Annotated in this window: 16 protein-coding genes; 9 read left to right on the forward strand and 7 right to left on the reverse strand. The window is 38.3% G+C overall.

Annotation, left to right across the window (positions count from 1 at the left end; genetic code table 11):
* Positions 1-31: 31 nt before the first annotated feature.
* The 4 genes from I6J03_RS16685 to I6J03_RS16700 all read right to left on the reverse strand — a co-directional run bounded on the left by I6J03_RS16685 (position 32) and on the right by I6J03_RS16700 (position 7,591).
* Positions 32-808: a hypothetical protein gene (locus I6J03_RS16685; protein ID WP_003003990.1), complete on the reverse strand. Its 777-nt coding sequence runs from the start codon at positions 806-808 to the stop codon at positions 32-34.
* Between the two features lie 8 nt (positions 809-816).
* A complete protein-coding gene (locus I6J03_RS16690; protein WP_201693840.1) occupies positions 817-6,360 on the reverse strand; it encodes a hypothetical protein in 5,544 nt (1,847 codons plus the stop codon).
* Between the two features lie 421 nt (positions 6,361-6,781).
* The gene (locus I6J03_RS16695; protein WP_003003983.1) at positions 6,782-7,231 is read right to left on the reverse strand and encodes a KTSC domain-containing protein; all 450 of its coding nucleotides are present in this window, start codon (positions 7,229-7,231) and stop codon (positions 6,782-6,784) included.
* A 135-nt stretch (positions 7,232-7,366) separates the two neighbouring features.
* A complete protein-coding gene (locus I6J03_RS16700) occupies positions 7,367-7,591 on the reverse strand; it encodes a VF530 family protein (protein ID WP_003003982.1) in 225 nt (74 codons plus the stop codon).
* 127 nt (positions 7,592-7,718) lie between these two features.
* On the opposite strand from I6J03_RS16700, the gene I6J03_RS16705 reads away from it, so the two are divergent.
* From I6J03_RS16705 to I6J03_RS16730, 6 genes are all read left to right on the forward strand, one after another.
* The gene (locus tag I6J03_RS16705) at positions 7,719-8,933 is read left to right on the forward strand and encodes a hypothetical protein (RefSeq protein ID WP_003003981.1); all 1,215 of its coding nucleotides are present in this window, start codon (positions 7,719-7,721) and stop codon (positions 8,931-8,933) included.
* A gap of 1 nt (position 8,934) precedes the next feature.
* A complete protein-coding gene (locus I6J03_RS16710; RefSeq protein ID WP_003003979.1) occupies positions 8,935-9,636 on the forward strand; it encodes a hypothetical protein in 702 nt (233 codons plus the stop codon).
* A 14-nt stretch (positions 9,637-9,650) separates the two neighbouring features.
* A complete protein-coding gene (locus I6J03_RS16715; RefSeq protein ID WP_003003977.1) occupies positions 9,651-10,289 on the forward strand; it encodes an XAC2610-related protein in 639 nt (212 codons plus the stop codon).
* Entirely contained in the window at positions 10,267-10,617 is a 351-nt protein-coding gene (locus I6J03_RS16720) for a hypothetical protein (RefSeq protein ID WP_003003975.1), read from the forward strand. Before I6J03_RS16715 ends, I6J03_RS16720 begins: the two co-directional genes overlap by 23 nt.
* A gap of 202 nt (positions 10,618-10,819) precedes the next feature.
* On the forward strand, positions 10,820-12,094 hold the full coding sequence (locus I6J03_RS16725; RefSeq protein ID WP_003003973.1) for an MFS transporter: 1,275 nt from the start codon (positions 10,820-10,822) through the stop codon (positions 12,092-12,094).
* A 178-nt stretch (positions 12,095-12,272) separates the two neighbouring features.
* Positions 12,273-13,022 (forward strand): hypothetical protein, encoded by a 750-nt coding sequence (locus I6J03_RS16730; protein WP_157600385.1) that lies wholly within the window; start codon positions 12,273-12,275, stop codon positions 13,020-13,022.
* Positions 13,023-13,037: 15 nt separating this feature from the next.
* On the opposite strand, the gene I6J03_RS16735 is transcribed toward I6J03_RS16730, so the two are convergent.
* Positions 13,038-13,616, reverse strand: coding sequence for a hypothetical protein (locus I6J03_RS16735; protein ID WP_003003970.1), 579 nt, complete (start codon positions 13,614-13,616; stop codon positions 13,038-13,040).
* A 223-nt stretch (positions 13,617-13,839) separates the two neighbouring features.
* Here I6J03_RS16735 and I6J03_RS16740 point away from each other — a divergent pair, with 223 nt between their 5' ends.
* Positions 13,840-14,712: a DUF808 domain-containing protein gene (locus tag I6J03_RS16740; RefSeq protein ID WP_003003965.1), complete on the forward strand. Its 873-nt coding sequence runs from the start codon at positions 13,840-13,842 to the stop codon at positions 14,710-14,712.
* Between the two features lie 547 nt (positions 14,713-15,259).
* On the opposite strand, the gene I6J03_RS16745 is transcribed toward I6J03_RS16740, so the two are convergent.
* Positions 15,260-17,449: a glutamine synthetase III family protein gene (locus I6J03_RS16745; RefSeq protein ID WP_003003961.1), complete on the reverse strand. Its 2,190-nt coding sequence runs from the start codon at positions 17,447-17,449 to the stop codon at positions 15,260-15,262.
* A 472-nt stretch (positions 17,450-17,921) separates the two neighbouring features.
* On the opposite strand from I6J03_RS16745, the gene I6J03_RS16750 reads away from it, so the two are divergent.
* Positions 17,922-18,692: a DUF3050 domain-containing protein gene (locus tag I6J03_RS16750; protein WP_003003957.1), complete on the forward strand. Its 771-nt coding sequence runs from the start codon at positions 17,922-17,924 to the stop codon at positions 18,690-18,692.
* A complete protein-coding gene (locus I6J03_RS16755; RefSeq protein WP_003003955.1) occupies positions 18,689-19,435 on the forward strand; it encodes a metallophosphoesterase family protein in 747 nt (248 codons plus the stop codon). Before I6J03_RS16750 ends, I6J03_RS16755 begins: the two co-directional genes overlap by 4 nt.
* Positions 19,436-19,584: 149 nt before the next feature.
* Here the strand turns inward: I6J03_RS16755 and I6J03_RS16760 are convergent, their stop codons facing one another.
* Positions 19,585-22,374 carry a S9 family peptidase gene (locus I6J03_RS16760; protein ID WP_003003954.1) on the reverse strand — a complete coding sequence of 930 codons (2,790 nt, stop codon included), beginning with the start codon at positions 22,372-22,374 and terminating at the stop codon, positions 19,585-19,587.
* Between the last annotated feature and the right edge of the window lie 56 nt (positions 22,375-22,430).

Below are 22,430 nucleotides of genomic sequence, written 5' to 3' on the forward strand. Positions count from 1 at the left end.
GATATTTCATTATGGTAAAAAGTATCCGATATTAATCTATTGGTTTCGCAAAAAAATAGTTTTCCAGATAACTTTGTGCATTGAATTCGTAAGCACCCGTGGGCTGATTCTGTAACATAAGGTAGATGATGGCCGTAGATGCTGTTACTTCTATGGCTGCACTACCTGTAACAAATCCACGTTGACCAGTTGCACTCTTATCAGTGATATTGGTTGCTACTATCCCACCATAACTGCTCTGCGCCCCCGCAGGCCCCAAATAAGTAAAACCATTTTGCTGCAAAGCACTATTTGAAGATGAAAGATAACAGCGTTGGAATATGGTTCTGTTACCTTGTACAAAGGTAATCCCTGCATTTACTATCCATTTTCCTCTGGTTAGTGCTATGTATATATTTGAATATTTTGGAGTTTCTCCTCCATCTGGTGTTACCTTTGCATTGCTTGAAAAAATACCATTAACTACCACTTTTGATACAGCCGGATAATTCCACTTGGCAAGACCGCTGGCATTACTGGTCAGCACACTTCCAGCCTGCTCTCCTCCATCTATAATCTGGATTTTTCCCCGGATATCCAACTTGTGTGTAGGACTGATAGTTCCTATTCCTACACTGCCGGCTGATGTGACTACAAAATCGTCAGCTTCCTGTGTAGTCGGATTATTATCTTTTTTAGCATCCACGTGCAGGACAGCTTGTGGATTTTTGGTGTTAATGCCGGCCTGCTGAGCCTGTAATGTGGCCAATCCGGAAATCCATAACAACAGCAGTAATGATGTCGTCAAACTATTGATTTTCTTTTTCATGACTAGTATTACTTTGTATGAGAAGGCTGTGTTCCGTAAAGTTTTTCGATACGTTCCAGACGTTCGTTCATATTTTTTACGGTTTCCTTTAATGTTTCAATCTCCCGGTCCTTGTTGTCTAACTGTTTCTTTTGTTCGATAGTATGCAGATATAATTCTTCTACTTTTTCCAGTATCTGGACACTGAGTTCGGATATATTAAAAATATATTCGCCTTTCTCATTTTTGCTCAGTCCTTTGATCCCTGTAACCCCCGGAAGATGTTTGTTTTCATTTATAAAAGTTTCTACTTCATCTAAAGATTTAAATGAATAGTCACTATTCAGCTTAGAAGTTCCTTCAAGATAATCTTCAAAAACGTAATCAGCATATAGTGAAGACGCTGTAGTAATAGTTCCGTTGACATATAGTTTGGCATTTGCGTCTGCTCCGGTCAGAGCAGTTGCCCCAGCTCCAATGGCCACATTGCCTGTCTGGTAAATATTATCTGTATTGGTAGTTGCACCGTTGGAAGTTCCTTGTACTCTCCAGGGTTCCAATTTGTTTTGGTCTATCCATTGTGGTATTCCTGTTCCGCCAGTGATTAGTACCTGATTGCTGCTGGCAATGGCTATCTTTTCAGGTGTAAGTGTGCTATTGGCAATATCTGCATTAACAATAGTAGCATCGGTTATTTTTGTTGAAGTAATGGATCCATCAGCTATGCTTAAAACGGCATCGGCCAAAACAGAGCTGGCTAGCGAGTTAACTGTATTCACTTTAATAATACCATCGGTAGTTATTGTTTTACCTAAGCTGGTTGCTACATTTGCAGGATTTACAGATAGTTCTCCATTGACAATATTTACAGTCGGGTCGGTAGCAGCTTCTTTTACTACCCCTAAGGTTGTTGCATTTGCTGTTGCTACATCTACACTAAAAGGTTTTAATACTGCTCCTGTTGGAGTACCACCAAGTATAACTTTAGAGCTCCCTGCAGTTACATCTTTACCTAAGCTGGTTGCTACATTTGCAGGATTTACAGATAGTTCTCCATTGACAATATTTACAGTCGGGTCGGTAGCAGCTTCTTTTACGACCCCTAAGGTTGTTGCATTTGCTGTCGCTACATCTACACTAAAAGGTTTTAATACTGCTCCTGTTGGAGTACCACCAAGTATAACTTTAGAGCTCCCTGCAGTTACATCTTTACCTAAACTGGTTACTACATTGGCAGGATTTACAGATAGTTCTCCATTGACAATATTTACAGTCGGGTCGGTAGCAGCTTCTTTTACTACTCCTAAGGTTGTTGCATCTGCTGTTGCTACATCTACACTAAAAGGTTTTAATACTGCTCCTGTTGGAGTACCACCAAGTATAACTTTAGAGCTCCCTGCAGTTACATCTTTACCTAAACTGGTTACTACATTGGCAGGATTTACAGATAGTTCTCCATTGACAATATTTACAGTCGGGTCGGTAGCAGCTTCTTTTACTACTCCTAAGGTTGTTGCATCTGCTGTTGCTACATCTACACTAAAAGGTTTTAATACTGCTCCTGTTGGAGTACCACCAAGTATAACTTTAGAGCTCCCTGCAGTTACATCTTTACCTAAACTGGTTACTACATTGGCAGGATTTACAGATAGTTCTCCATTGACAATATTTACAGTCGGGTCGGTAGCAGCTTCTTTTACTACTCCTAAGGTTGTTGCATTTGCTGTTGCTACATCTACACTAAAAGGTTTTAATACTGCTCCTGTTGGAGTACCACCAAGTATAACTTTAGAGCTCCCTGCAGTTACATCTTTACCTAAACTGGTTACTACATTGGCAGGATTTACAGATAGTTCGCCATTGACAATATTTACAGTCGGGTCGTTGGCAGCTTCTTTTACTACTCCTAAGGTTGTTGCATCTGCTGTTGCTACATCAATAGTGAAAGGTTTTAATACAGCTCCTGTTGGGGTACCACCAAGTATAACTTTAGGGCTTCCTGCAGTTACATCTTTACCTAAACTGGTTGCTACATTAGTTGTATTTACAGCTAGCGTTCCGTCAGTTGCAATATTTACTGTTGGATTAGCGGATGCTTCTTTTACTACCCCTAAGGTTGTTCCATTGGCTGTTGCTACATCATATTTATAAGGTGTGGTACTAGTCCCGTTTCCAGTTAAAGTGGCATTGGTTCCATTAGCGAACTTTAATGCATTTTGTATTGCAGGTGCTAAGTCTAATGCTGTAGCAGGGACCCCATTTACTGTCGTAGTCAGATTTGAACCGGATAAGCTGTTTGCAACCGTATTGACAACTTTCGCTGTAGCTGTTACTCCGTCTACTGTTGATGTAATTGTATTTGTTCCGTTGTTCACTAAGGTGTTTGTCGTAGCAGGAACCAATGTGTTTTGGTTTACCCATTGTGGTAATCCTGTACCGTCAGTGATGAGTACCTGATTGTTACCTGCATTGGCTAATTTGGACGGTGTAATTACACCGTCATTTATATTTGCTGTTACAGTTGTAAGGGTTGCCCCTGTTCCGCCTGTTATATTCAGATCTGTAGAAGTAAAATCTTTACCAATACCTCCCGCACCTGAAGTGTTCACGGACAACGTTCCGTCGGCCGCTACCGACAATCCGGAGCCTGGTTTTACCGCTCCGGTAGATGTTGTTGTAGCAGGAGTTACATTTATGGTATAAGCGGTGTTGTTACCAACCGTGGAGGAAGTCACAGAGGTTGCTGTTCCTGCGACAACTGTTGTTGTTGTTTGATTGTTTTTGACCAGCGTACTTATGTCCAGACTATTCTCATTACCTTTCTCGTCTTTGTAGATTAGCTTGTTGTTGACCGGATCATAACTGAGTACGGTCAGTGTCTCATTTCCTGTAACCAGTGAACTGATATCAATAGGAGTGGGTACGCCTTTTTCGTCTGTATAGGTTAATATCTTATTTGAATTGTCGTAAGCGAGAGTTGTGAGCGTTTCGTTGTTTTTAACCAGATTGCTGATATCTATTGTGTTGATTGCTCCCTTCTCATCTTTATATGTCAAAGTATTTGTCTGTGCATTGTAGCTGAGTACGGTCAGTGTCTCATTTCCTGTAACCAGTGAACTGATATCAATAGGAGTGGGTACGCCTTTTTCGTCTGTATAGGTTAATATCTTATTTGAATTGTCGTAAGCGAGAGTTGTGAGCGTTTCGTTGTTTTTAACCAGATTGCTGATATCTATTGTGTTGATTGCTCCCTTCTCATCTTTATATGTCAAAGTATTTGTCTGTGCATTGTAGCTGAGTACGGTCAGTGTCTCATTTCCTGTAACCAGTGAACTGATATCAATAGGAGTGGGTACGCCTTTTTCGTCTGTATAGGTTAATATCTTATTTGAATTGTCGTAAGCGAGAGTTGTGAGCGTTTCGTTGTTTTTAACCAGATTGCTGATATCTATTGTGTTGATTGCTCCCTTCTCATCTTTATATGTCAAAGTATTTGTCTGTGCATTGTAGCTGAGTACGGTCAGTGTCTCATTTCCTGTAACCAGTGAACTGATATCAATAGGAGTGGGTACGCCTTTTTCGTCTGTATAGGTTAATATCTTATTTGAATTGTCGTAAGCGAGAGTTGTGAGCGTTTCGTTGTTTTTAACCAGATTGCTGATATCTATTGTGTTGATTGCTCCCTTCTCATCTTTATATGTCAAAGTATTTGTCTGTGCATTGTAGCTGAGTACGGTCAGTGTCTCATTTCCTGTAACCAGTGAACTGATATCAATAGGAGTGGGTACGCCTTTTTCGTCTGTATAGGTTAATATCTTATTTGAATTGTCGTAAGCGAGAGTTGTGAGCGTTTCGTTGTTTTTAACCAGATTGCTGATATCTATTGTGTTGATTGCTCCCTTCTCATCTTTATATGTCAAAGTATTTGTCTGTGCATTGTAGCTGAGTACGGTCAGTGTCTCATTTCCTGTAACCAGTGAACTGATATCAATAGGAGTGGGTACGCCTTTTTCGTCTGTATAGGTTAATATCTTATTTGAATTGTCGTAAGCGAGAGTTGTGAGCGTTTCATTGTTTTTAACCAGATTGCTGATATCTATTGTGTTGATTGCTCCCTTCTCATCTTTATATGTCAAAGTATTTGTCTGTGCATTGTAGCTGAGTACGGTCAGTGTCTCATTTCCTGTAACCAGTGAACTGATATCAATAGGAGTGGGTACGCCTTTTTCGTCTGTATAGGTTAATATCTTATTTGAATTGTCGTAAGCGAGAGTTGTGAGCGTTTGGTTGTTTTTAACCAGATTGCTGATATCTATTGTGTTGATTGCTCCCTTCTCATCTTTATATGTCAAAGTATTTGTCTGTGCATTGTAGCTGAGTACGGTCAGTGTCTCATTTCCTGTAACCAGTGAACTGATATCAATAGGAGTGGGTACGCCTTTTTCGTCTGTATAGGTTAATATCTTATTTGAATTGTCGTAAGCGAGAGTTGTGAGCGTTTCGTTGTTTTTAACCAGATTGCTGATATCTATTGTGTTGATTGCTCCCTTCTCATCTTTATATGTCAAAGTATTTGTCTGTGCATTGTAGCTGAGTACGGTCAGTGTCTCATTTCCTGTAACCAGTGAACTGATATCAATAGGAGTGGGTACGCCTTTTTCGTCTGTATAGGTTAATATCTTATTTGAATTGTCGTAAGCGAGAGTTGTGAGCGTTTCGTTGTTTTTAACCAGATTGCTGATATCTATTGTGTTGATTGCTCCCTTCTCATCTTTATATGTCAAAGTATTTGTCTGTGCATTGTAGCTGAGTACGGTCAGTGTCTCATTTCCTGTAACCAGTGAACTGATATCAATAGGAGTGGGTACGCCTTTTTCGTCTGTATAGGTTAATATCTTATTTGAATTGTCGTAAGCGAGAGTTGTGAGCGTTTCATTGTTTTTAACCAGATTGCTGATATCTATTGTGTTGATTGCTCCCTTCTCATCTTTATATGTCAAAGTATTTGTCTGTGCATTGTAGCTGAGTACGGTCAGTGTCTCATTTCCTGTAACCAGTGAACTGATATCAATAGGAGTGGGTACGCCTTTTTCGTCTGTATAGGTTAATATCTTATTTGAATTGTCATATGCGAGAGTTGTGAGTGTTTCGTTCGCTTTGACAACATCCTTCAAATTAATTGTTACAGGATTACCATTGACATCTATAAATGACATCTCGAATGTTGACGGATTGTAGGTAATATTAATAGCTCCATATGAGTTCCCTACGGCAATCCACTTGTGTCCGTCATTATAATATATCCCGGGAGAAACATCACCGACTTTTGCCGTATTATATACCATCATACCCAGTACATGTTGATTACTCTGTAATGGAGCAGGATTAGTAGTGGATTGTAGCTCTACTCTTGAAAAGAGTAACCCTTTGTACTTACTTGATAACTCAAGTATGGCATCTTTATTTGGCAAATTTGATGCTCCGGAGATCGAACCGTCTCCGATTTTCTGCTGAGCATATCCCGTTGCTACTGCAAGACATGATAGCAGCACTAATAATGAATGTTTTTTCATATCAATGTCAATAATTGAAAATATTACTTAGATGTAAACCTTAAAATAATCAGGTGTTAATTCCCCTTTATAAATCTATTTTTTGCGAATATATAGATAGATAATCCGGATTCTAAAGTAGTAAAAAATTTGTAGTACAATAGCTACATTTTAAATTAAATGAATGAATATTCTGTTTTTTTATAAGAGATATAACTACACGTTATTATCTAGCTTGTAGCTATTTCTCCACAAACAAAATATGTAACCGTTCGGTGTTTAATTATTGTTCAGAAATTCAATGAGATATGATCTTTTATAACAAAATTTTAAAGCCAATTATTGAATCACTTATATTTTAAGATGGGATCAAAAAAAAGCCTCTTTTAGAAAACTAAAAGAGGCTTTTTTTTTATTTTGATAAATTGAATAATAGCTAAAATCAGACAGGTTCAGAGGTCTTTAATACATTTCTGTAAGGATAGGAATGAAAAATGTGTCTTCTTGCAAAGCGACCTGGTGAATCAGCATTAATGAACTTGATATAATCATTTTTTGCCACACCAAAATATTCATACTGACTTCCATCGTGAAAGGTAATTACCAGAACCTGTGATTTCCAGTCAAAGTCTGCAATACCGGAGTTGGCTATAGTTGCAGTATATATGGGAAGTTGATTTTCCAGCGTTTCCGGACAGATACTTACTAAAAAATGATAGGCTTCTATCATCTCTTTACTTTTGGTCTCAGCGGCGATTCTTCCTTCTTCATCATTAACAAATTTATCAGGATGACACTCTTTCATAATCGTTCGATAAGTCGACTTTAATATTTTAAGATCGGCTGATTTATCTACGTTCAAAAGTCTTCTGTAGTCTGCAATTTTTTTCATGGCTGCAAAGGTAGGTATTCTTTAACGATAATCTGCTATCCACAAGCGAATTGCTGTATTAACGTTAGGAAATTATTAAAATAAATTTTCTGACGACAGATAGAAAAATTTTCTTTACAACTTCGGGAGGATATATTATTTATTACTGATAATCCGTACATATAATTCTTCAACCTTCTGACGCGCCCAAGGTGTTTTTCTGAGAAATGTGAGAGATGATTTCACGCTGGGATTCTCATTAAAACAACGAATCTGAATACGTTTGCCCAAACCTTCCCAACCGCCGAAATGATCGACCAGATATTCGATAATGCTATCTAAACGGACTCCGTGTAAAGGATTATTAGGTTGTTCATTCATGGTGTAAAAGTAAGGATAATCAGTGAATTTATATTTTTATATTGCTGATCCTGTATTTAAGTTTCCATATAAGGATGGAGTTTATTGAAGTATAGCATGTATATTTACTAAATTTTCAGCTAATCAAATGGAAAACCTGATGACCACGGCCAATATCAAGGCACTGATCCTGTCATTGCTTATTTTTATTTTTACCTATTGGTATTACAGCAGTCAGCAACCGAGCTTTTTGAGCTTTGGCACAGCAGTATTTGCAGGACTTATCAGCCTTATTCTTGTGTTGCTAGGTGCATGTATAATCAGAGCACTTGACCAACTTATACTATCACAGATCATCTATCCACACATTCTATTTCGCTTTTTACAACCATTTCTGATACTGCTATTGCTGTTTTGGTTAAGTTATGGAATATTTTATACAGGTAGATTTGGCTATTCCTATGAATTTACCTCTTCTGTTAAACAGTTTTTTCGTTTACATCTTCCTTATATAACAGTAGTTTGTATCCTGTTGGCGATCGGGTTGTCTTTGCCCTTTCCCTCGCAGAAGATGAGTGTTGGCGCCTTGTTTTACAACAATATCAAGTTTGCACTATGTGTTGCCGGAATAGTTGTTGTCAGTATCTTTCTGATTTACTGGATTAAGCTTATAAAACAGCCCAATCTCGGGACTAAATTTGTCTTATACGAAACTTTAGATAATCAGTTTGACCTGGATGGACTTGAAGTAAAATTGCTATTGGACGTAGGGACACAGCATCATGCCAGTGAACCCTATTTTCTGCCGGACAGGAATGAGCTTATTATTAACGCATTGGCCGAAAGTTCAAATAAGATTCCTCCTTTGCACAAAAGCTATAAGGTGGACAAAGAAGGAAAGGTCATAGCCGATCTGGATACCGATATCCAATTTGCCGGAGCGCAAGGTCCTTTTACATTTGAAGAGGGGTATATCAAAGCCAATCAGGCTGATCAACTGGTCACCTGGGTGTTTGACGGGAATAAGGAAATCAGAGATGTCAGCAGTTTTTCTGTTCCTTATAACCGGATTATCACTAGATTGACCCCTGACCAGAATCAGCCTAAAGCAGAATATTTCTATAAGACATCCAAAATCCGGTGTGCGGATACAGAAGTGAAATGGAACGGTACACGTTATTATACGATAACTTATCAGGGTGACACCGTGAGATTCAAAATAGACCACGTATATCTGAAGAATGGTCCGCAAAAGGAATGTACGGAACAGACGGTTGAATATTTTGAATGTAAGGGCATGAATTTTGATCTGATCCGGTTAAATGAGCAGGTATATTATACCATAAAGCAAAAGAGAAAGTAATATGAAAATCTTGATTTTACTGTTATTGGTATCCCTGACTGCTCAGGCGCAGAAGAAGGAGATAGCCGTAGGATATGCAGATACTTATGATAAGCTGCCTTCTATCAAATTTCAAAAATCTTCGAAGGAAGAGTATGACTTATGCCGTCAAGCCCTGAGACCGGATTCTTTACCGCTCAAAGATGTAAACGGGCATATGTTGGTGCCTACAAAACAAGGAACAATCCGCTTGCAGAAATATACCGATTCGGCTAAAGAAGATTTCAGAGGATATGAATACGCCGGTTATTTTCCCGGATTAAAGATGTATGTGGTCAATAGTATACATGTAGCGGAACATATAGGATTCAGCGACCGTATATTAATAGATAGCACCAGCGGATATCAATATGCTATTGTATCTGTCGGGGATGATGCTGTAGAAATTCCTGTACCCTCTCCTGATGGTAATTATATACTGTATTATTACAATTATGTCTACGAAAAGAACAGTTGTTTTATAGGGATATTGAATCTCAATAAAACAACTCATCCTGCAAAACGGTTGTCTGAGAAAATGAGCTTTCAGACGAAGGACTGGGCTGTAGAGGAGATAAGGTGGAAAGATAACCGGACTTTTATGGTGAAAGCCAGCGTTACCGCAAATAAAAATAATCAGCAAAATATTAGTTATCTGTACTTTATCGCTCAGTTAAATCCTTAGGTCGAAAAAATGTTATGAAAAAGCTCTCAACTCTTTTCGTTCTGTTAATCCTGTTCTTATGTACTTTCACCGGTACTGCTAAAACAGCTATTCGCTGTGTTAAGTATAGTCAAACTATCCTGCTGAATGTGGATACGACATTAGATTATTATCCCTTTAAGGATAGTACTTATGTACTTTCTGTAAAACCTTCTCAAAATCCGGAGGCGCTGGATACATTAATTTATATGCGAAAGACTTCCGATACTACCAGCACTGTATTGTGGAAAGAATTTTTTTCTCTTCCTGAAGCAATAGACTTTCGGTCCGAAGATTTTAATGGAGACGGGCAGGATGATGTATTGATTTATGCCGGAACAGGAGCCAGGGGAGCGAATGAATTTTACCATTTGTATGTAGCAGATCCTAATGAGTATACATTATTCAGGATTCAGGGGTTTGAAGAAATTCCAAATACGGTATACCTGTCTGAATATAATATTATTGTGGGATATGCTTATAGTGGAGAGAATTATTATATAGTCTATAGAATTGATAAAAATAATGTTATTCACCAGATGGGAGAATCATTTAAAGATGATTTTGATAGTGATCAGGACGACTTTGATAAACGAATTAAGATTATTCTGAATGCTGAAAAAGAAGGACACTAAAATCAATCTGTACCTGATCATTAGCTTGGTGCTGTTGCTTATTCTCTGGCTTATGATGGGGGTGAGTCAAGATGACGAGTTTAATGAATACAGCGTATTCGTAAAGTATCGTCCCACAACACAACTTTATTTTAAATCTCCTTTAGGAATGGACGATATGCCTCCGGATTTCCCCGAAAAGCTAAGGACAAAAAAGGCCATATATGATGATTTTGTACTTACAAAACATTGGAGCGATCATGAAATGATCAATATTATCGGCGGGATTCTTATTCTTATTACTCCTGTATTCCTGTTGGTCGGTATTTATAAGCAAATAAAAAAGTAAATCTACGGTCTGGTTGTTAGAAGTTATCCCTCTTTCTTGATTGTTTCTTCTGATTAATCTATTTCCTGAGTATTTTTTTATTTCTCACATTGCTGATTTTTGAAATATTATTTCCCGGAATAATTTGTGTTTTTTTCTTTCCTGTAGAATTGTATTCGTGAATAGAATTTGTAAATTCACTTAACCTTAATCACAACTAATTATGAGTACTATTAAATCAACCAAACTTTTTACAGCCAGTTGTCTGGCTCTGCTGGTCACTTCCCTTTCCTTTGGGATACGTGCCGGAATGATGAATCAATTGGGAATAGATTTTCAATTGAATGCCACACAGCTAGGAACGATCACAGCTACTGCCTTTTGGGGTTTTCCTTTGGCTATTGTAATTGGTGGTTTTGTGGTGGATATCATCGGTATGAAACGTTTGCTTGTCATGGCATTTTTGTTTCATCTGGCAGGAATTATATTAACCATTTTTGCACAGGGTTATTGGACTTTATTTTTTTCGACTTTATTGATCGGAATCGCTAATGGTACAGTTGAAGCAGCTTGTAATCCATTGGTTGCAGCACTGTATCCGGAAGACAAGACTACGCGTCTTAATTACTTCCATTTGTGGTTTCCGGGCGGAATTGTCATAGGAACACTTTTGGTAACCCTGTTTGTTAATATTGGACTAAGCTGGCAATTTCAGGTAGCTACAATGCTGATTCCGACATTAATTTATGGTTACCTTTTCTTAAAACTTGAATTTCCTGTTACAGAACGTGTATCATCCGGCTATTCTAGTAGAGATATGTATAAGGCTGTTTTCAGTCCTTTATTTCTGTTTATGTTTGTCTGTATGTTTATGACGGCTATTACAGAACTGTTCACCGGGCAGTGGATTAGTCTTTTACTGAAAAATGTAACGGATAATGCTATTCTCTTGTTAACAATTACTACCGGTATTATGGTTGTGGGGCGTGCTTTCGCCAAACCTATAGTAAAGAAGCTCGCCCCACAGGGTGTATTGCTTTTTTCTGCTGTTTTTGCAGCTCTGGGGCTATATCTGTTAAGTACACTGTCCGGAAATTCTATTTTCTTTGCTGCCCTTATATTCGGAATAGGTGTATGTTATTTCTGGCCTACTATGATTGGTTTTGTAGCCGAAAATATTCCTAAATCCGGAGCGCTGGGTATTAATCTGCTTGGGGGAGCCGGGATGTTTGCCGTATCAATATATACTATCCTGATGGGTAATTTTTATGACAGTCTGATCGTCAAACATTTACCTGAAGGTGCCGATATTCAAAAGTATAGCACAGCGGCTGAAGGTTCAGCAGAAGCTATTGCATTTGGCTCAGCAAAGAATCTGGCCGGACCGGAAGTATTACAGGTTACGCTGATCCTTCCTGTTGTATTGATCTTTGCTTTTCTGGGATTAGTCTTGTACATGAGATTTCTGAAAAAGCAATCTCTTACATCTGGGATATAGTATCAAAGAGTTTTACAGAAAGAAGAGATAGAATTTCCTTCAGCCTATTGTCAGGAGAAATCTATATTTTGTAATCGTATATATACTGTTGATCGATCAAAATCTGTACTTTTAGACTAATTGACGTCAGTCTGTACTGACAAAAATCAGCGGTATGATCATTTACAAAAATATATACATGAGACTTACATTGTTTGTGTGCTCTTTTATCTGTCTGTTGGCATTAGTATCTTGTAATGAATCCAAATTATCAAAGGAAAAGATTACAGCTCTTTCTCTGATAGGGACAGATATTTCGATAGCACAGAGTCTCACCGATAAAAATGATAATGAGATATCTGTAAAACTATTTGACAAGGATGGAAATATCATTAGCAATGATAGTGTACATATAAAGGTCAATGGAGCTGATATGGAGCTTCAGAAAAGACAGGGATTATATTATACAACAGAGACCCGATATTATAAAACTAATATTCCTGTTGATAAAGGCTATCACCTGACGATAAGTCTGAATGGTAAATGGTATGCATTAGGCAGTGTAGCATGCTTAGCTGAAGTAAATGAGGAGGATATTATTACGGATAAAGAAGCAGACCGGCAGAAGGATTATCACATAAAATGGAATAATCTGAAGCAGATAAATGAATTGTCTGTTTCAAAGAGCGTTCTCTTAAAGAAATCCACTCCTCTGGAACAGATGCATGAGTACAGCGAAGAAGAAATTCATAAGATATCGGCGGATGGTCAGTTTACCGTGCCTGTATCATATTTTTCGGATTCAACGTCGGCAATCAGCTTCTTAATACTAAAATTTAATGCTTCAAAACAAGGAAAGGTAAATCCGGACTTGATCAAAGAGAGTCAGATCAATGTGAAAGGATCAATTAAAAAGACAAAGGACTTTGATAATGAGCATAACCCTTAGTCCGGTTTTTGGTCATCAGGGTTTTAAATTAAAGTTCTGCCAAAGCATATAGCCGCTGGACGTCTTTCCGGATGTATTTGTATAATTGACAAATATCCATTTATCATCAATAATATTCTCCAGTTCAATGTATGCCTTATCGCCCTTTATGAGATAAGTCCGGAGGCGTGAATTGCTTTTGGTCGTTTTATAAAAATATGCTTTAGCTGTTTTGATCAGGTATTCTCCGGGGATTTGAGTTGTTATTTTAGTATAGCTACCCGCAAAATCTTCCGGTAAATTTTCTGCATTACAATCTGAAAATATTGTATTTAATGCGTTTTTACTAAAGCTAAGTCTGACGGTACAGGCACTTTCTTCCTGTTTCCTGAGTATGCATACATTGTCTTTGAGTACACCTTGTCCGCTGAATGCACCGTGTGTGCCGGAAGAGGTATTCCACCAGGCAAATATTTCACCTTTCAACTGGGATTGACTCTTTTGTACTGCAATAGTGCAGGAAGCGCCTGTTTTGTCTGTACGGCGGTAGGTGCCTGTCTGGGCAAGTACAGAAAGCATTACAAGACTGAAAAGTATACTGATAAAAGCCTTCATCGGACATATAACATTTGTAATACGATTTTGTTACGGAAAAGGGTTTAATACATGCTTTATCCGGCTAATAAATTGTTTTAATATTTATATCTGAATGTGTGTACGGGAGTTATTAAAGCAGGAAATGGTAGGTCCATATTTTTATATTCAGAAAGAAAAAACAGATTACCGGATGTATGAATTTAATTTATATTTTTATACCCGTACAAATAAAATATAACACATGGCATCAGGTTTTTTTGCGATTTTGGATGATATAGCTGCTTTAATGGACGATGTAGCAGTTACGAGTAAAATAGCCACACAAAAAACAGCAGGAATACTTGGCGATGATCTGGCCGTCAATGCAGAAAAAGCGACAGGATTTCTTTCCTCACGCGAACTACCCGTATTATGGGCGATTACAAAAGGATCTTTAATTAATAAGCTTATCATAGTTCCTATTGCTTTGCTTTTAAATGTATTTTTTCCGATAGCCATTAAGTTTATACTTGTTTTAGGAGGTTTTTATCTGGCCTACGAGGGTGTAGAAAAAATTATTGAATACTTCTTTCACCGTTCGAAAAAAGGGCATGAAGTTATAGCGGAAAGAAAGGAAAATGATAGTGAAGTCGAAAAAACTAAAATAAAATCTGCTGTTACGACTGATTTTATTCTTTCTGTAGAGATTGTCATAATAGCCCTGGGTACAGTGTTGGATAAGAGCCTTACCTTACAGATTATAACTGTTTCTGTGGTGGCTCTTGTCGCTACTATCGGTGTGTACGGGATTGTGGCTTTAATTGTCAGAATGGATGATGCGGGTTATAAACTGATAAAACATTCAGATGATAAAGGTTTGTTATCTAAACTAGGGCACTTATTGGTAAGTTCACTTCCGATTATTATCAAATGCCTAGCGGTAGTGGGAACTGTCGCTTTGATACTGGTATCGGGTGGTATCTTTGTTCACAATATCGATTATTTACATCATATTGCTCCTAATATTCCTTCCATAGTAAAAGAAGTGACAATCGGACTGATAGCCGGACTTCTGGTAGTTGCCCTTGTGACAGGCAGCAAAAAACTGATTGGCCTGTTCAGAACAGCAGATTAAATATTTAGCGAAGCTAATTTTCTCTCCTTGGAAAGGAGAAACGGTTGATCCTGGTTAATTCTCTCCTTTCCAAGGAGAGATGCCCGTAGGCAGAGAGGTTGATTGTAAAAGTTAATAGGGTTTATAAAGTAGATAAAGTTAAGAAGTGATAGAGTTAGAGGGTTGTACTTGTGTCTGTGCTACTACTGTTGCTGCTATTCTCTCCTTTCCAAGGAGAGATGCCCGAAGGGCAGAGAGATTGATTGTAAAAGTTAATAGGGTTTATAAAGTAGATAAAGTTAAGAAGTGATAGAGTTAGAGGGTTGTACTTGTGTCTGTGCTACTACTGCTGTTGCTATTCTCTCCTTTCTAAAGAGAGATGCCCGTAGGGCAGAGAAGCTTTAATACTATTCACTAAAGTACATCAGAAAAAAATGAGTATACATGCGCCAGACGAAAAAAATCCCGGATTCATTAAGAATCCGGGATTTTGTTTATTTAATGCGTATCAAGTATCTGAAACAGACTTTTGATACAGCCTTTCCTTTTTTAAGAAAACAATTTCTACTTAGCGAATGAAAAGTAACTCTCTCAATTTCGGTAAAGGCCATTTACTGTCATCTACGATTTGCTCCAGTTTGTTAACATGGTAACGGATCTGATCGAAATATGGTTTTACCAATTCGTCATAAGCAATAGAACGCTCACGTACATCTTCCAGAGCATTTGCTTTTTTACGTTCCTGACGCATAGCTTCAGCTTCTTCAAGAATTGTGTTAGCGTGTTTAGAGATCCGTTCGATCAGGTTCAGCTGAGAACTGTATGCTTCTTTTGGAAGACCCAGATCTTTTAATCCTTTCACATTCGTGATCAGGTCATTCTGGTAGGTGAATGCTGCTGGAGCGATCAGACTACTTACGATCTCACCGATAACACGCGCTTCGATCTGAAGTTTCTTGTAGAAGTTCTCCAACAAAATCTCGTGACGTGCTTCACTTTCACGGTGGCTGTAGATACCCATTTTTTCGAAGAGATCAAGAGAACTTTCTTTCGTGTAGATATCCAATGCTTTTGGAGTAGACTTGATATTAGACAATCCTCTTGCTGCAGCTTCTTGTTCCCACTCATCACTGTAACCATTACCTTCAAAACGGATAGCTTTTGATTCTTTGATGTATTTGCGGACAACATTAAGAATCGCAAGATCTTTTTTCGTGCCTTTTTTAATTTGTTTGTCTACTTCGATTTTAAATTCAGCCAGTTGATTTGCTACAATTGCATTCAATACTGTCATTGGCAATGCTGAGTTCGCAGATGAACCTACTGCACGGAATTCAAATTTATTACCTGTAAAGGCGAAAGGAGAAGTACGGTTACGATCTGTATTATCCAATCTCAATTCTGGGATTTTAGGAATACCATGCCATAAGTTTGCTTCAGCTTTTACTTTTTTAGCTACACGTGCAGATTCAACTTCTTCCAGTAATTCATCCAGTTGAGAACCCAGGAAGATAGAAATAATTGCAGGTGGTGCTTCATTGGCACCCAGACGGTGATCATTGCTCGCACTTGCGATAGATGCACGTAACAAATCTGCATGCTCATGAACAGCTTTGATCGTATTTACGAAGAAAGTCAGGAACATCAGGTTGTTTTTTGGTGTTTTGCCCGGAGACAATAAGTTGACACCTGTATTTGTGATCAGAGACCAGTTATTGTGTTTTCCTGATCCGTTAACACCACTATAAGGTTTCTCATGTAGTAACACTTTGAAACTGTGGCGTAAGGCTACCTGGTCCATTACGTTTTGCAACAATTGATTGTGGTCGATAGCTAAGTTAATCTCTTCAAACATCGGAGCACACTCAAATTGCGAAGGCGCAACTTCGTTGTGTCTTGTTTTCAAAGGAATACCCAGTTTCAGAGATTCATTTTCAAGATCTACCATAAACGCAAGTACACGCTCAGGGATAGCTCCAAAATAATGATCTTCTAACTGCTGACCTTTTGCAGAAATATGTCCGAATAATGTACGGCCTGTAAGCTGTAAGTCAGGTCTTGCATTGTATAAGGCAAGGTCTACAAGGAAATATTCCTGCTCGATACCCAGAGATGGAGTAACTTTAGTGACAGCTTTATCAAAGTACTGAGCTACTTCTACAGCAGCTTTATCAATAGAATTGATTGCTTTCAGCAAAGGTGCTTTATAATCTAAAGACTCACCTGTATAGGATACAAAAACGGTAGGGATACATAAGGTCTTGCCACCACCTGTTTCGAAAATAAATGCAGGGGAAGTCGGATCCCATGCGGTATAACCTCTGGCTTCAAAGGTATTACGAATACCTCCGTTAGGGAAGCTGGAAGCATCCGGCTCTTGTTGAACTAATGCATCAGCAGTAAACTTTTCAATTGCGCCACCATCACTGTCCGGCTCAAAGAAAGCATCGTGTTTTTCAGCTGTAGAACCTGTTAATGGTTGAAACCAGTGCGTGTAGTGTGAAGCTCCATTGGCAATTGCCCAGGATTTCATTGCCTGGGAGATGTGTTCTGCCAAGTCACGGTCAATCGTTGTTCCCTCTTCAATGATCTCTACCAACTGCTTGTAAGAGTTTTTTGGTAGAAAATCCTTCATTTTAGAGATGGTAAAAACATTTTTACCATAAAGGGCTGTTGCTTTTTGCAATGCCAATGGTTGTGTAGAGGTCTTAGGTCTGCCACCTGCTGCTTCTACGGCCTGGAATCTTAAGTCTGACATTTAGAATTAGTGTTGAAATTTCTTTTTTTTAATTAAAAAATCATATTGATCCTCTAATAATGTTGTAAAAATATGGTGTTTTGGTAAAAATAAAAATATTTTTTTAAAATAATTTGAATTATTCTGTGATTTTGTTGTGAATTTTTAGCTTTTTGTGTTTTTGTTTATGATTTTTATTGCCTTTAGGGCTGTTCTTATTGTATTTTGTTTGCAAAATTCAGGAATTTACAGTTTTTTATTGATTTCTTATTGTTTTGTTAATGCTGCCTGTTGTGTAATAAAAAAATCTGATTTTGATGGAGTATTATGTAAAAGGCAAATAGAAAAGATATGTTTTAGTAAAAAAACTGCTATTTGTGTTTTCTGTACTTTTATTTTTTGTCATAAAGCTATTTGTTTTCATGATATTGATCAGACAGACCAAAAGATATTCTTTTGTACTTTTGATCCGATTTTTTAATATTATAAAAGGATGGATAGAATACAGGAAGTACAAGATTACATTCAGGCAGAAAGAGATGTTTTACTAAAGCACCCGTTATATGAAAAGCTAAATGATCTGGAATCATTAAAGCATTTTACAGAAGTACACGTATATGCTGTATGGGATTTTATGTCCTTATTGAAAGCGCTTCAGGTAAAATTAACCTGTACACAGGTTCCCTGGTTTGCTTCCGCATATCCCAATACCCGATATCTGATCAATGAGATTGTACTCGCTGAAGAATCGGATGAATATATAGATGGTTCCCGTCTAAGCCATTTTGAAATGTACCTCGACGCTATGCTTACTATAGGAGCAGATCCGCAGGCTATGCTGGATTTTATTAACAGCCTCAGGAATGGGGAGAATATACAGACAGCAATTGATTCAAGTAAGCTGGATATACGCATAAAGGATTTTCTGAATTTTACTTTCGATACAATAGCAAAAGGCGGCGCACATGAGATTGCTTCTGCATTTACATTTGGCAGAGAAGATCTGATACCGGGCATGTTTACCTCCATGCTTAGCAATATACAGAATAACTCACCTGAGGTTGATCTCAGTAAACTGATTTATTACTTTGACAGGCATATATCTCTGGACGGTGATGAGCATGGCCCTTTGGCTATGCAGATGATTACTGAACTGGCCGGAGAAGATGATACAAAATGGCAGGAAATCAAAAATACAGCAAAAGCAGCTCTGAAAAAGAGAATTGCGCTGTGGGATGCCATAAATGACGGACTTGCCCAATGATCAGATTAGCCATCATCAGTGATATACATGGAAATCTGCCTGCATTACAATCTGTATTGGAAGATATCAGACTGAGGGCTATCAGTCAGATTTATTGTCTTGGCGATCTGATTGATTTTGCTCCCTGGGGAAATGAAGTAATCGATCAGATTAAATCTCTGGGTATTCCCTGTCTTCTGGGAAATCATGATGAGCGAATTGCTTTTGATCAGGAGATAAGACCTTTGCCTCACCACAGTGAAGAAGAGACTGCCGTAAGGTATTTAGCGATCAATCACTCTAAGGCAACAATTACTTCGGCTCATAAAGAATTTCTCGCTCAACTTCCGTATCAACTCAGACTGATGTATAAAGTCGGAGCAAAACAGTGGAATATCCAGCTGGTGCATGCCAGTACCCGAAGCAATGATGAATATGTATATGAAGATCATGAGGAGGCAGATCTCATCGAGATGCTGTCACAGTCCGATGCAGACCTGCTGGCAATGGGACATACACATTTATCGTACCGGCGTAAGGTTACGCTTCCTTCAGGAAATGTCAGTACAGCGTTGAACTGTGGTTCTGTAGGTCGTTCAAAGGAGAACGATCGTAAAGCTACGTATGCAGTTATTACGCTTACTGAAGAGGCGTTAGAAACCGAAATTATAAAAGTGGACTATCCGATAGCAGAAGTAGCAGAAGCTATTGCAGAAAGTAGTATCCCGGATTTTTATGCTGATTTTCTATTAAAATCTACATAGAAGAACTTCATAAAATCAAATTTTGGATAAATAAACTCTTCCGCCTGAATCAGTAGATAGGTTGGAACTATTACATTAAAAACCCCGGATTCTTCAAGAATCCGGGGTTTTTAATGTATCAACTTGTGTAGATTGACTTTACTTCATTATTAATTTGTGTCAAATCCCCAATCTATTCCTTTGTTTATTGCAGGCACACCTTTGGAAATCCAGTTTGGAGCAGGTTTTCCTTTCAGAAAGTGATCAAAAAACTGTGCTTCACGTATCTGTATATCCTTACGGTTCTGACGTTGGATAAGATTATGCTCTTCACCATTATAATTGAGCATCCATACAGGTTTTTGTAATCGTCTTAATGCGGTAAACATTTCAATTCCCTGGTACCATGGCACAGCGCCATCATTGTCATTCGCCATAATCACTACAGGTGTGTTTACTTTATCTAACTGGAATAAAGGAGAGTTTTCCAGATAAGTATCCAGTCCTTCCCAAAGTGTCTTTCCTAAGCGGCTTTGCGTTTTTTCATACTGAAACTGACGAGACATACCGGTCTGCCAGCGTATGCCACCGTAGGCCGATGTCATATTGACTACCGGTGCTCCGGTCCATGCTGCAGCATACATATTTGTTCGGGTAATCAGGTGAGCCACCTGGTATCCGCCCCAGCTTTGTCCCTGTATACCCATTTTAGTAGAATCTACCCATGAATTTTGAGCCAGATATCGCATGCCGGAATTGATATATTCTTCAGCCGATTTGCCTGGGCTGCCGATTTCATAGCGAATGTCAGGAGCAAAGACCAGATAACCGTTACTTACGAAATAAGAAATATTCAGACGGGATGGAGTAGGTGCAGGCGCCTGATAGGTGTAAAGACCATCGGATAGCTTTTCGTAAAAATAAGCGATGATAGGATACTTCTTGTTCGGATCAAAGTCTTCCGGTTTATAGAGAATACCCTCAGCAGCATATCCGTTAGGTGTCTTCCAGTGTACCAGTTCTGCAGTTCCCCAGTTGTATTGTTCCTGTTGAGGATTGATATATGTTAGTGGGGTTTCTTTTACAAAATCCGATGTCAGATACAGATCCGGGCTATCTTGGTAATCCTCTTTTGTATAGATGATCGCCTTTTTGTTGTCCGAAGCGCTGTATCTTCTGAAGGTGTAAGGCGCCATGATAATCTTTTCCGGATTTTTGTTTTTCTTATTGGAAACTTCATAGATACCGCTTTCTTTACTCACTTCATTGAAAGCCGTTACCAGATAACTGGTGTTATTCGCTATCAGTGTAGATTTGCGATCTTCTTCACGGGAAAGGTCCAGATAACGTAATACCGTATTTGACGCGCGACCAAGTCCGTTTGTTGCAATAGACTTGTCTTTTCCGTCTAATGCAAAATTCCAGATGTCATATTTATCATTTATAAATACCGATTTTCCGTCTGTAGACCATCCAGCGATTCCGTAAGAGCCAGCCTGTGCAGGCATATCATTGTCTTCGTCAGAAAAGTTGACCGGAAGATCTTTATTTAAGTGTATGGTCTGCCCGCTGGCAATATTAAAACTGTACCAGTTGCTGTTGTCCAGATTGAAATAAACAATATGTGTGCCGTCAGGGGAAATATCCGCATGACCGGAAAAGTTTTCAATTACTTTTTTCTTTTGACCGTTTAAGGTAGATATAACATACAGATCCTGTTTTATTGACGTATTCCATTGGTAAGCTATTCTTCTGCCATAATCTGAAGTAGCCAGAATCCATTCTGCATTTTTGCTGTCACTCAGATAAGTTCTGGAAAACGTATCATCGACAAGCGGTAAGATACGGTTGCCCTGAGCAGGATAGATAACGGCCAGATAGTTTTTAGCCAGATCTCTTTTCAGGTTAACTAATTGTTGTGTTTGCAGATAATCATCCTGCCAGCTCCAGATATCAACTTTAGCATGTTCAAAGTCTACCAGTGTCGTATCGCGTGTACGGGGAACAGGAGCAAGACCGAAAAATAATTTTTCACCGTTATCGCTAAACTGAATATTTCCGTCTCCACTAACATACCAGTTCTGAGGTATATTGGCGCTGTTTTTAGCAGCGATTACAGTCGCCGAATCCTGGCCGGATTTGAAATAGAACAGATTGAAATCCTTTAACAGCGATTTTGCTTTAGAAAGATCACCCAGATAGGCGATCTGATTGCTGGATTTATCAAACTCAAAATTTTTGAAAGCTCCTTTTCTGTTCGTAATCTTAGTTAATTTCTTAGCCGGAAGATCGTAAAGATATACACCCGGAACTTTTGAAAGGGAATCCTTATCCTCTACTTTAGTTGAAAAAATCAATTTTGTTCCCGCCTCATTTATTTTATACTGATCCACCTGTGCAAAATTGGTGGTATCGCCCGTTTGCAGATTAAATAAATGCAATGTGGTAATTGTTTTTTCCTTTTCTTTTTTCTTTTGTGTTGTGTCTTGTGAAGGTTTTGATTTTACATCAGAGACAAATGCCATATATGTGGCTATTTCCTTCGGAACCTGATAAGATTTTACATTTGGAAATTTATATTGATTTCCGGTTTTTACAGCATATACAAAAAGAGAATCTTTGGGCATTTCCTCTGCTTTCTTCTTTTTGATCTTGGCCTGGCGTGTTTCTTCAAAAGTCGGCTTGATCAGTGATACAAAATAACCTTCATCTTTAGTGAGCTGACTGTTATATCCTCTTGGAAGTGTAATGATTTCCTTATTCTCATTATTCTTGAGAACAAATAAACTATTGCCTTCCTGCGGTGTTATACTGTAGAAGATATACGATCCGGAAGGGCTGATATTCGCAGAGCTGATACTTTTCCAGTTGTCATAGACCGTATGGTCGACTGGTTTTTTCTGCGCAAATGCACTTGAAGTAAGAGCTAGTGCTGTGAAAAGACAAAATCTGACTTTCATTTTCAGGTAGTGTTAAAATTTTGTTATAAATGCCAATAATAGTTAATAAATGCTAT

This window comes from Sphingobacterium spiritivorum (assembly GCF_016724845.1).
Taxonomy (GTDB): domain Bacteria; phylum Bacteroidota; class Bacteroidia; order Sphingobacteriales; family Sphingobacteriaceae; genus Sphingobacterium; species Sphingobacterium spiritivorum_A.

What these genes read in the sequence shown, in the direction of transcription:
- I6J03_RS16720 (WP_003003975.1), top strand. Translation starts at nt 10,267, where the DNA reads ATGCTGAAAAAGAAGGACACTAAAATCAATCTGTACCTGATCATTAGC.
- I6J03_RS16730 (WP_157600385.1), top strand. Translation starts at nt 12,273, where the DNA reads ATGAGACTTACATTGTTTGTGTGCTCTTTTATCTGTCTGTTGGCATTA.
- I6J03_RS16745 (WP_003003961.1), bottom strand. Translation starts at nt 17,449, where the DNA reads ATGTCAGACTTAAGATTCCAGGCCGTAGAAGCAGCAGGTGGCAGACCT.
- I6J03_RS16715 (WP_003003977.1), top strand. Translation starts at nt 9,651, where the DNA reads ATGAAAAAGCTCTCAACTCTTTTCGTTCTGTTAATCCTGTTCTTATGT.
- I6J03_RS16735 (WP_003003970.1), bottom strand. Translation starts at nt 13,616, where the DNA reads ATGAAGGCTTTTATCAGTATACTTTTCAGTCTTGTAATGCTTTCTGTA.
- I6J03_RS16695 (WP_003003983.1), bottom strand. Translation starts at nt 7,231, where the DNA reads ATGAAAAAAATTGCAGACTACAGAAGACTTTTGAACGTAGATAAATCA.
- I6J03_RS16725 (WP_003003973.1), top strand. Translation starts at nt 10,820, where the DNA reads ATGAGTACTATTAAATCAACCAAACTTTTTACAGCCAGTTGTCTGGCT.
- I6J03_RS16710 (WP_003003979.1), top strand. Translation starts at nt 8,935, where the DNA reads ATGAAAATCTTGATTTTACTGTTATTGGTATCCCTGACTGCTCAGGCG.
- I6J03_RS16755 (WP_003003955.1), top strand. Translation starts at nt 18,689, where the DNA reads ATGATCAGATTAGCCATCATCAGTGATATACATGGAAATCTGCCTGCA.
- I6J03_RS16700 (WP_003003982.1), bottom strand. Translation starts at nt 7,591, where the DNA reads ATGAATGAACAACCTAATAATCCTTTACACGGAGTCCGTTTAGATAGC.
- I6J03_RS16705 (WP_003003981.1), top strand. Translation starts at nt 7,719, where the DNA reads ATGGAAAACCTGATGACCACGGCCAATATCAAGGCACTGATCCTGTCA.
- I6J03_RS16740 (WP_003003965.1), top strand. Translation starts at nt 13,840, where the DNA reads ATGGCATCAGGTTTTTTTGCGATTTTGGATGATATAGCTGCTTTAATG.
- I6J03_RS16685 (WP_003003990.1), bottom strand. Translation starts at nt 808, where the DNA reads ATGAAAAAGAAAATCAATAGTTTGACGACATCATTACTGCTGTTGTTA.
- I6J03_RS16750 (WP_003003957.1), top strand. Translation starts at nt 17,922, where the DNA reads ATGGATAGAATACAGGAAGTACAAGATTACATTCAGGCAGAAAGAGAT.
- I6J03_RS16690 (WP_201693840.1), bottom strand. Translation starts at nt 6,360, where the DNA reads ATGAAAAAACATTCATTATTAGTGCTGCTATCATGTCTTGCAGTAGCA.
- I6J03_RS16760 (WP_003003954.1), bottom strand. Translation starts at nt 22,374, where the DNA reads ATGAAAGTCAGATTTTGTCTTTTCACAGCACTAGCTCTTACTTCAAGT.